This is a genomic window from Stenomitos rutilans, assembly GCF_059505485.1.
Genome location: NZ_JCACKR010000172.1, coordinates 1 through 10544, shown reverse-complemented (window position 1 = coordinate 10544; position 10544 = coordinate 1). Strand labels below are relative to the sequence as shown.

The 10544-nt window shown below is 49.9% G+C and carries 8 protein-coding genes; 7 read left to right on the top strand and 1 reads right to left on the bottom strand.

From position 1 onward, the window contains the following. Positions 1–31: 31 nt before the first annotated feature. The gene (locus AC5JLP_RS34505; RefSeq protein WP_496072407.1) at positions 32–322 is read right to left on the bottom strand and encodes a hypothetical protein; all 291 of its coding nucleotides are present in this window, start codon (positions 320–322) and stop codon (positions 32–34) included. 205 nt (positions 323–527) lie between these two features. On the opposite strand from AC5JLP_RS34505, the gene leuB reads away from it, so the two are divergent. The 7 genes from leuB to AC5JLP_RS34470 all read left to right on the top strand — a co-directional run bounded on the left by leuB (position 528) and on the right by AC5JLP_RS34470 (position 10216). Continuing rightward, the gene (gene leuB / locus AC5JLP_RS34500; RefSeq protein ID WP_496072406.1) at positions 528–1616 is read left to right on the top strand and encodes a 3-isopropylmalate dehydrogenase; all 1089 of its coding nucleotides are present in this window, start codon (positions 528–530) and stop codon (positions 1614–1616) included. A 199-nt stretch (positions 1617–1815) separates the two neighbouring features. Then, entirely contained in the window at positions 1816–2079 is a 264-nt protein-coding gene (locus AC5JLP_RS34495; protein WP_106255331.1) for a hypothetical protein, read from the top strand. A 257-nt stretch (positions 2080–2336) separates the two neighbouring features. Then, positions 2337–2774: a hypothetical protein gene (locus AC5JLP_RS34490; RefSeq protein WP_496072405.1), complete on the top strand. Its 438-nt coding sequence runs from the start codon at positions 2337–2339 to the stop codon at positions 2772–2774. 184 nt (positions 2775–2958) lie between these two features. Then, entirely contained in the window at positions 2959–3780 is an 822-nt protein-coding gene (locus AC5JLP_RS34485; protein WP_496072404.1) for a prepilin peptidase, read from the top strand. A gap of 220 nt (positions 3781–4000) precedes the next feature. Next, positions 4001–6979, top strand: coding sequence for an FkbM family methyltransferase (locus AC5JLP_RS34480; RefSeq protein WP_496072403.1), 2979 nt, complete (start codon positions 4001–4003; stop codon positions 6977–6979). A 213-nt stretch (positions 6980–7192) separates the two neighbouring features. Further along, positions 7193–7702 carry a YidH family protein gene (locus AC5JLP_RS34475; protein ID WP_496072402.1) on the top strand — a complete coding sequence of 170 codons (510 nt, stop codon included), beginning with the start codon at positions 7193–7195 and terminating at the stop codon, positions 7700–7702. Positions 7703–8572: 870 nt separating this feature from the next. After that, positions 8573–10216, top strand: a complete 1644-nt coding sequence (locus AC5JLP_RS34470) for an iron uptake porin (protein ID WP_496072401.1) — start codon at positions 8573–8575, stop codon at positions 10214–10216. Positions 10217–10544 lie beyond the last annotated feature (328 nt).

The following is a 10544-nucleotide window of genomic DNA, read 5'->3' as shown; positions in this document are numbered from 1 at the left end:
CCCCTTAACGGTTTCGTCAGAACGAATCGCACTACACAAACATGCGCTCGGCAAAATTGGCTTCTGAAGCGGCTTGGGCTTCAATATGCACCAAGAGCCACAGTTCTTGTCCTCGCTTAAGCCATACCTTTACCAGTTGATCAGCATACCGTTTGCCAATGGCGGCTTCTGGCGCAATTTGCTGAAATTCTTTATTCAGGAACTCGTAGGGACGGTGCCAATCAATGCGCTCTGCTGTCTGCGGAAAGAAGAAGGCGATCGCATCCTGAAAATACTGCCGCAAAATGTCCTTCCAGGGAGAATCTTGGTCTGAGCGTGGCATGGACATCAACGATAAATTAGTGACGGTAAAATTTAGTGCAATTGTACCGTTTTATGGATGTTATAGTGCGCGTCACCTCATGGGATGTCGCATCTCGCGGTATGATAATGAGCCTGTAATCCGCTGTTACAACCGCTTTGTCGTGGCAAAGTAGCGTAGCGTAGCGAACTTTTCATACCCATTACACTTGAATCTACGGCACACTATGACTCAGCATTACCGCATCACGCTTCTTTCTGGTGATGGCATTGGTCCCGAAATTATGGCAGTTGCGGTCGAGGTGCTGAAGGTGATCGGAGCGCAACTGGATCTGTCGTTTGAGTTTCAGGAAGCGTTGATGGGTGGAGCCGCGATCGATGCCAAAGGTGAACCGCTTCCTGCCGAAACGTTAGACCTGTGCAAAAACAGCGATGCAGTGCTGCTAGCGGCGATCGGCGGCTACAAATGGGACACCTTACCACGCCATCTACGTCCTGAAACAGGTTTATTGGGTCTACGTGCAGGCTTGGGACTCTTTGCCAATCTGCGCCCTGCCAAAATTTTGCCCCAGTTGGTGGATGCCTCCAGCCTGAAGCGCGAGATCGTGGAAGGAGTAGATATTCTAGTCGTGCGGGAGTTGACGGGTGGCGTTTACTTCGGTCAGCCCAAAGGCATTTTTGCGACAGAGACGGGTGAGAAACGTGGGGTCAACACGATGGCGTACACCGAATCAGAAATCGATCGCATTGGTCGCGTGGGTTTTGAAACCGCTCAAAAGCGCGGGAATAAGCTTTGCTCAGTGGATAAAGCAAACGTGCTGGAAGTCTCGCAACTGTGGCGTGATCGCATGACTGCCCTTGCGACCGAGTACCCCGATGTCGAACTTTCTCACATGTACGTGGATAATGCCGCGATGCAGCTACTCCGCTATCCCAAGCAGTTCGACACGATCGTCACCAGCAACCTTTTTGGCGATATTCTCTCGGACGCTGCCGCTATGCTGACAGGGAGTATTGGGATGTTACCCTCCGCTAGTTTAGGGGCATCAGGGCCGGGGGTGTTTGAGCCAGTCCACGGGTCTGCACCTGATATTGCCGGACAGGATAAGGCAAATCCCTTGGCACAAGTGCTGAGTGCGGCGATGATGCTGCGCTACAGCTTGAACCAACCTGCTGCTGCCGATCGCATCGAACAAGCCGTCAACACTGTGCTGGATCAGGGCAACCGGACAGGCGATATTATGTCTAACGAGATGACATTGCTAGGCTGCAAGGCGATGGGTGAGGCATTAATCCAGGCACTCCATTCTGTGTAGTTTTGTCAATTATTAGCGCGATCGTCCCTAAACGGTTGAACGTGAGTATACTTTTACGAGGTTTCAGCCGCGTTGGAGACTGGCTCTAAGGCGCGTTGTCTAACGGGTGAGACGGCGATCAAGGGAAAATTTAAAGGAATTCACCCTTGCTGAGAACGTACAGATATACTAAAGTCAGCAAAAACAAAGGGGCAAAAAGGTGGTATACGTTTCGCAGAAACAGAATCAAGGCAGGGTAGATGACTCGGACTTCACAGCGTTGCTAGACCCCGCTCTGATTCGGTCAGCGCGGCTCATTTACACAACCTATTACGAAGTTCATCCCGGTTTAATCCAGCGTCCGCTAGGGGTTGCCATCAACCGCTTTACGCATCGGGGCAAGCTGATCTTTTCGGGTAAGCCTGTCCTTCTGCCACAGGAATGCTTTGTGCCATTTAGCCAGATTGAGTCGGAGATGTATTAGGGAGAAGCGGGAATAGGGAGTCGGGAGTGGGGAGTCGGGTGAAGAGGAGCGATCGGGGGTGATAAATCCCCCAAGTCCCGACTTCCTTGTAAGGCTCTGAGGCAATTGGCTGAACCTGAGTCAGAAGTCGGGGATTGAAGTCGCTGCTTTACATTGTTAGACTGCTTCGTTTCAAGTAGGGAGAATGTTAACTACAGGGTAAGCTCCTTGCTGACATGAAAATTGGTTAGCAATTAAACACGCTATAAATTTAATCTGTGATTATTTCACAACGAGAGCAATTTGCTGCTACTCACCCTCCAATGTCCCACAAGGACTTTTTAGAAACAGTACAAGCACCAGATCAACTTGCAGCTTGGGTAGTAGTTGTGCGAGAAGCAGTGGCTCGCTTTCTGCAACTACCTCCTTCTGTAATTTACCCAATGGACGGATGGCGAACTTTAAAACCATTCTTTCCACTGGACGGTTGGGATGACATTGGTTTTGTGATCAGCCTTGAAGAATGTGGAGTAGCGTTTTTAGATGACGAAGCACCACAATCACTACCTCGGTTTGTTGAAGGGCGTTTTTTCTGGCTTCATTGGCAAGGAGCAGTAAATATTGGAGTGTGGTCAGTAAGAGTAGCAACACACCTAGTAAACAGTAATTGTCGTTTAAGGTTAGTTCCTAGCGATAACGACGTTGCTAACGCTTAGATCGCAGATGCTTATACTATTTAGCAAGCCCGCTGCACCAGAATAAATCTTAACTATTGTAGAGATGCAAAGTTTATTTGTATTCGGTGAGAGGGGACGATCGCAACCATACTTTTTCGCTGTCAGTGGGGTAACTTAAGCGTTGTAAGCCGATCGCCTTCGCGTTCCCTAGCCCTTGTTTCTCATGGATTTTTTATTTGAGTTGCCAGCGACGATCGCCGTCTTCATTTTAGGAGCCTCGATCGGTAGCTTCTTAAATGTTGTGGTGTATCGCTTGCCTGCGGGGTTATCACTGGTGCATCCACCTTCACGCTGTCCCCAGTGTTTGCATCGATTGGGCAAGCGCGAGAATATTCCCATTTTGGGCTGGCTGCTGCTGAAGGGGCGCTGTCGGCATTGCAAGACTTCGATTTCTGCCCGTTATCCCTTAGTCGAAGGGGTTGCGGGTCTTTTGTTTGTCTTTACCTTTTGGGCGTTTGGCTGGTCGTGGCAAACTGTAGGCTACTGGGCGTTTTTAAGCTGGCTGTTGGCACTGTCGCTCATTGACCTGGATACGATGACGCTGCCCAATCCGCTAACGCAATCGGGGTTGGCGATCGGACTCATCTTTCAAGTGAGCCTTGGTTTTGCACTGACGGCTACTCTATCGGGTGCTTTGACGCAACTGATGCATGGCATTTTGGGTGCGGTCGTGGGGCTGTGGCTGTTAGACCTGATTACGATCGCGGGTTCGATGCTGTTAGGGCAAGCCGCGATGGGTGCAGGCGATGCCAAACTCGCTGCCATGATGGGTGCATGGCTCGGCTGGAAATATCTGCTGCTGGCAGGTTTCCTCGCCTGTGCGATCGGTGCCTTTGTGGGTGGCGGTGCGATCGCGATGGGTTGGATCAGCCGCCGCCAAGCGATGCCGTTTGGCCCCTATTTAGCGCTGGGTGCCGCGATCGTGGTCTTTTGGGGCAGCGCCATTTTGTCTACTTATTTTCGAGTGTTCTTTCCGCTGGCGTGAGGGGAAGGTTAGGGGAAGTGGTTATACCAGTTCTCAGTTTTGAGTTTTGAGTGCCCGAACCTGCATAGCATCATTGGTTGGAGTGCATTATCTGTAGCGCAATGAAAGAGAAATGGTATGAGTTGTTAGTTTTTAGTTATTAGAAGTCAGAAGTCAGAAGTCAGAAGCTGTAATTCAAAACTCAAAACTTTCTCCGCCCCTGCTCCCCTTGCCCCCTCCCATGTCATTACAACAATTCGAGCACATCACGGCCCAACTTACTGCCGCCCATCAGCGCTATCAATCGGGACGGTTGGCTGAAGCTGAGACGCTTTATCATCAAGTGTTAGAGGATCAACCTGAGCACCTGACAGCATTAACCTGGCTGGCGCTGATTGTGGATCAGTTGGGTAGGCCAGAAGAAAGCATTGCCTACTACGATCACCTGCTGGCGCTGGAGCCAAGCGCAGAGGCATACAGCAATCTGGGCACGCTTTTGTGTCGGCAGGGACGCATTCAGGAGGGGATTGCCCATCAAGAACGGGCGATCGCGCTAAAGCCACAGCAACCGGAGACCTACTACAACCTGGCTGTAATCTTGGGTCAAATTGGGCAAATGGACGAGGCGATCGCTCATTATCGACAAGTCATCGCGCTGGCTCCTCACTATGGTGCAGCACATAGTAATCTAGCGACAGCATTGTATAAGCAGGGCAAGTTAGAAGACGCGATCGCTCACTATAAACAGGCACTTGCGATCGATCCTACTCATGTCAACGCGCACAATGGGTTAGGCGTTTCCCTCTTTCGTCAGGGTCATGTTGAGGAGGCGATCGCTCATTACGAACAAGCGATCGCCCTCAAGCCAGATAGTTACAGCGCCTACAACAATTTGGGGACGGCGCTGCAAAGGCAGGGAAAGCTAGAAGAAGCGACGGCTCAGTACCAGAAAGCACTTGACCTCAACCCGCATTATGCCAGCGCATACGATAATTTGGGGACGGTGCTGCAAGAGCAGGGAAAGGTTGACGAGGCAATTGTCTACTATCGACGGGCGCTAGAGCTTGATCCGAACCTTGCCAATGCCTATAACAATCTAGGTTCGGCACTCCAATCGCAGGGCGACATCGACGAAGCGATGACCCACTGCCTAAAGGCGATTCAGCTTCAACCAGATCATGCGGATGCTCACAATAATTACGCCAGCGGTTTGGTAGAGCAGGGTGAATTTGAACGGGCGATCGAGCATTACAGGCAGGCACTTCAATACAAGCCTGATCATGCCAATGCTCACCTGAATCTAGGGATTGTGCTGCTGTTGCTGGGCGATCTCAAGCAGGGCTTTGAGGAATATCACTGGCGCTGGGAGAGTCGGCAATGTGCATCGCTACGCTATCCGCACGCGCTTTGGGATGGGTCAGACCTCAACGGCAAAGTCATTTTGCTGACGGCAGAGCAAGGCTATGGCGATACCATTCAGTTTGCACGTTACGCCAGTTTGGTAGCTCAGCGTGGTGGACATGTGGTGATTGCCTGCCAAGAGCCACTCATCCGTCTGTTGAATACTCTGCCCGGTATCGATCGCTGTGTCGATCGCGCGAATGTCGATGTTCAAACAAATGTTCACGCCCCTCTACTAGATTTACCGCTGCTGTTGGGAACCACACTAGAAACCATTCCCGGTGACGTGCCCTACCTCACCCCTACATCTGAATTTCGCCTACCGATCGCTGACAGTCTATCCGCCATTCCCCACTCCCCACTCCCCACTCCCTTCAAAATTGGTATTGTCTGGGGCGCTAATCCTGATAGTTCCACCAGCAGTAAGCGATCGTGTGAGTTAGAACGCTTTCTAGCTCTACTCGAAATTCCGAGTGTGGCGCTCTACAGCTTACAAAAAAATCCGACTGAAGCCGATTTGGCTCTACTGGAAGCTCATTCAGCCATACAGGACTTGCATGAATATCTGGACGATTTTGCGGACACTGCTGCCGCGATCGCCCAACTCGATTTGGTAATTAGCGTCGATACGTCTGTGGCCCATCTGGCAGGTGCGATCGGTAAACCTGTGTGGACGTTACTAGCTAATGTTGCTGACTGGCGCTGGCTGCGCGATCGAGATGATACGCCCTGGTATCTCACCATGCGGCTTTTTCGGCAAGAGCAGGAGGGAGATTGGGATGGGGTGTTTGAGCGGTTGGAGATAGCGTTGCGATCGGTGTTGGAGCAGAGAAACGAGGCATTGGAAGCAACCGCAGAGACGCAGAGGCGCAGAGCGAAGAAGGAAGAAGGAAGAAGGCAGGAGGCAGAAAAAGGGGAACAGAGGGCGCAAGGGAAGCAAGGGGAAAGAGAAGAACTCAAAACTCAAAACTCCTCCACACACCCCACACCCCACACCCAACACCCCACACTCCTTTCCGGCTTCAACCAGCTCCAAACTTGCCGTCACGGAACGTTTCTCTACAACCGCAACGATCTCTACATTGGTCGATCGCTGGAACTTTATGGTGAGTGGAGTGAGGGGGAAGTGGCTTTGTTCCAACCGCTGCTTCGTTCCGGTGATGTGGTGGTTGAGGTGGGCGCAAATATTGGCACGCATACGGTGTTCTTTGCAAGAGCGGTGGGAGACAGGGGCAGTGTGTTGGCGATCGAGCCGCAGCGGATTGTCTTTCAGACCCTATGTGCCAATCTCGCGCTTAATAGCATTACGAATGTGCAGACGTATGCGATCGCCCTTGGCGAAGCACCGGGGTTCGCGCAAATTCCAGCACTCGATTACCACCAACTCAATAACTACGGCGGCGTGAGTCTTCAAAAGATTTCTGAAGAACAGGCGCTTGGAGAAAACGTGCAAATTGCAACGCTGGACAGTTTTGCCATACCGCAGTGCCGTCTACTGAAAATTGATGTGGAAGGGATGGAACTAGCTGTGCTTAAAGGTGCCACAGCGATGATTCAGCATTGTCAACCCATCTTGTATCTTGAGAACGATCGCCAGGAGAAATCGATCTCGTTAATTCAGTATCTGATGACGCTTGGCTATGACCTCTACTGGCATCGTCCGCCGATCTATAATCCAGAGAATTTCTTGCACAATCCACAAAACGTTTTTGGCAACACAATCTCTGTGAACATGCTGGGGTTGCTGCCCATTCATCGCCTTGCGATCGAAGGGTTGGAACGAGTCAGTGTGGCCGATCCGACCGCTAGTGCAGGTTAACGGAAAAAGATCAAATCAAACCGAAAATTAACCGCAAAGACGCAAAGAGCGCCAAGCATTGTTTCTGTTCCCTCCACATCTCAGTGGTAGAGCAAGCGATATACAATTAACTTCATTCACCATCCTAAGTGCTCTAAGTAAACTGATGTCGCAAGTCGATAGACTGTCTATGCAGCGGTAGAAGATAATCCATCCAAACGCAGCGAGCTTTACATGCAAAAAATTGATCGGCAGCGTGAGCATCAGGCAAATGAACGGACGTTTCTGGCTTGGCTACGAACTGCCATTGCACTCATCGGGTTTGGGTTTGCGATCGCTCGCTTCGGTCTTTTTCTGCGGGAGCTTCAGTCTGCTTTAACGCACCAGGATGCTGCACCGCCATCCTTTCTCAGCTCTCAAAGCATTGGAATTGTGCTAGTTATGACAGGTATTGTCGTGATTCCGCTCTCTGTGTGGCGTTACAATCGCGTCTTTAGCCAAATTGAACGGGGCGATTATCAACCCAATCGTCTTGTTGTCTGGGTAACGGCTGGAGTCGTGACTATTCTGGGCATCGTGAGCCTTCCTCTAATGATTTGGCGACAGCCAACAACATCCACACAGCCTCATCAAAGCCGTGCCATGATCTCACCGAAGCACTTACCTTCGTTTACCACCTCAACGTCTACACATCATCCACGAAGTAGATTTGTCAGCCGATCAGGAAACCATTTCAATAGTTGAGCTAAAACAATCATTGGCTAAAACACGATTAGCAGAACCGGGCTACTATAAAGAAAAAACGCAAAGAAAAAGTAATATCTTTTTATAACTGAGTACCTTTTGGGTTGGCATTGTTTGTCGATCGTTGGCCCTAAAAACTTGCTTAAAAACTGCTCAACGTGTTTGGAAAGACAACTCTAGTTAACATCTCAGGACTTAAACTAATCCAAAGTCTTAGGGCGTGTTTTAAAACCCTCGAAAGCCCCCCACTCCCAATTCTGGGGGCTTCCAAACAGGCTTCAAAAGCCCCCAATCCTGTGGGCTTAAAGCCCTTTGGGAATACAAGAAAAGGGGGCAAAAGCTTCAGCAACGAAGCGATTAGGAGTTTTAAAACACAGCTTACTATTACAGTCAAAGCGTGTAAAGGTTTCTAACTAAAGGTCTAAGGTACCTCTCAAGAAAGATGTGGGCGATCTTTTCGCCACAGTAACTTATAATTCAGCCTCGGAAAAAGCCTGATATGTCAGGTTTCTAGCCAAATTCACACTTATACGATCAATACCTGAGTTGTGAAGAAACAAATCGGTATTGATTGTTCTTGTACTGTAAATTGCTAGTCCGATCGCGGCTTGTATGCTTTAACATCGTCAAATTCAGCACTTTGGTGCCATTACTATTCTTGATGGGTGGACTGTTGTGACCAGTCACACTTCTAGATGAAAGCATTGAGTGCAAGTTTGCCCTACTGAAGAACGTAAGGGCCAAATCAACATGAATTTATGACTTAAATACGGTGCATGAATCAACCGATTCATGGATCAAACGTGTTGTTGAGGGGTTCATTTAATGAATTATTTGCTTTGTTATCTATTAGTAAGTTCAACTGTTCTAATGCTTTCTTATGTAGGAGAGCAGTCTGCGATCGCGGCTCCTAACCAGACCGCCGATCGTCCTCAAGCGGTAGACTCAACTCCAGATCTATTGAGTCAGTCAATAACACAAGGCGTTGTTGCTGAAGGTAGTGTTGATGCAGGTAGTGCCGATGAAGACCCAATGCCGCAAGTGACCTCTGTTTCACAACTGTCGGATGTCCGACCGACCGATTGGGCGTTTCAAGCCTTGCAGTCGCTTGTAGAGCGCTATGGCTGCATTGTGGGGTATCCCGATCGCACCTTTCGAGGCAATCGAGCACTGACTCGCTACGAGTTTGCGGCTGGACTCAACGCCTGTATGGATCGCATCAACGAACTCATTGCGGCGGGGACTACCAACCTGGTGAAAAAGGAGGATTTAGTCGCACTCCAACGCTTGCAAGAAGAATTTACGGCTGAACTTGCCACACTCCGAGGGCGCATAGGGGCACTGGAGGTGCAAACTGCCACACTAGAACGACAGCAGTTTTCTACGACCACAAAGCTGAGCGGCGAACTGATCTTTGGTGCCATCAGTGTCTTGGCGGGCGATCGGGCAGACGGTACGCGAGCCGATCGAGTGCCTACTCTCGGCTACAGAGTGCGATTAAACCTGGAAACGAGCTTTAGTGGCAGAGATCTCCTCACGACCCGCCTACAAGCCAACAATGTCACGCCTCTCGGTGGCACAACGGTCACAGGTGGTGGGCTCGGTGCCCTACTGACCAACGAAGGACGCATTGAATTTGATGGGGATAGCCGTGGCTCGCTTGGCATTGGGTTGTTGCGCTATCGCTTTCCGATCGGCTCTCGCACCAATATCTACCTTGCAGGCGCAGGCAATGGCTTTGTTGATATCGATGCGTCTCAGCAGTTGAATCCTTACTTTGATGGAGGAGCCGTTTCGCTGTTTGGGCTGCGTAACTCGATTTACAACTACTCTGGCGGCACGGGGTTTGGTTTACGGCACTTCTTTAACGACACCCTGGAACTCAACCTGGGCTACCTGGTGCCCAACGCCAACGACCCCAGCGCCAAAAATGGGTTGTTCAACGGTCAATATGGTGCTCTGGCACAGCTCATTGTGAATCTGAGTCCATCCAGTCGGATTGGGTTTACTTACGTCAATGCCTATAGCCCTTTTCCTGACAGAATTCAACCCGATATTGCCTCCAGCCTGGGTGCTACGGGCAGCAATTTGGCAAACAGTAACTTTGGTACCTCTGTAAGTACCAATGCCTTTGGCTTCTCAGGCAGCATCAACTTCAACCCCAGGATTTCTCTCGCTGGCTGGGTTGGTTATGCCCAACAGCGCTATATCGGCAGGGGTGATGGGGATATCTGGAACTGGATGGTTGGTTTAGCCTTTCCCGATTTGGGTAGAAAAGGTGATCTGGGCGGCATTTTGGTAGGCATGGAGCCAAAGTTAACTAACCTGACAAATGGCGTGAATGGTGGACAAGCCGATCGCGATACCTCTCTCCACGTTGAAGGCTTCTACCGCTTTCGTCTTAGCGATAATATTGCGATAACGCCCGGTGTGATCTGGTTAACGGCACCCAATCACGACGATCGCAACGATGATGTTTTTATCGGCGTGTTGCGAACGGTGTTCTATTTCTAAGACGCTCGTTATTTCAATCAGCTTTAATTCATCTCCTAGCCTCACGTTTGTCTTGATACGCTTTGTGGCTTTAGGATGACGAATCTGAACGGTTTCGTTAGTCTCTCTGCACGATCGCAACCGTTCAATTGTTTGACATGTAACCAGTAGCGAGTGAATATCTTAGTCTTTAAACTTTGTTTTTGGATATGCTTAATTGGGTGCCCATTGCCTGTTTTTTAACTTTTTTACAAGTATCTTTAACAAATTTAATGACGTTCTTACTTAAATAATTCTAGAACTTACGCATTGACAGAAGTGGCAATGTCTGAAGTCAGACAACAGCCGA